We start from the raw sequence: 353 nt of genomic DNA on the forward strand, positions 1-353 counted from the left end.
GTACCAGTACTAGGGATTGGCACTGGCACAGATCTTGTAGCCTTAGTTATTTATGCACTCTTACCTATTTTAAGAAATACATACACAGGAATCACAGGTGTTGATGAGGGGATTATTGAGGCAGGGAAAGGCATGGGTATGACCTCCCGTCAAATCCTATGGAAAATTCAGTTACCTTTGTCATTACCATTCTTAATGGCGGGAATTAGAACAGCGACTGTATTAACTGTAGGTGTTGCAACTTTAGCAACATTTGTAGGAGCAGGTGGCCTAGGGGATGTAATATGGAGAGGATTGCAGTCATGGAACAACAGCTTAGTTTTGGCAGGTGCCATTCCAGTCGCACTTATGGC

1 protein-coding gene is annotated in these 353 nt (G+C 43.6%); it reads left to right on the forward strand.

Annotated features, from left to right (window positions below; genetic code table 11):
- Nucleotides 1-353 (forward strand): ABC transporter permease (locus AOA59_RS00460; protein WP_143522727.1); only part of this gene is annotated, 353 nt, incomplete at both ends.

It is taken from the genome of Pseudomonas sp. 2822-15 (assembly GCF_002742515.1).
Taxonomy (GTDB): Bacteria; Pseudomonadota; Gammaproteobacteria; order Pseudomonadales; family Pseudomonadaceae; genus Aquipseudomonas; species Aquipseudomonas salomonii.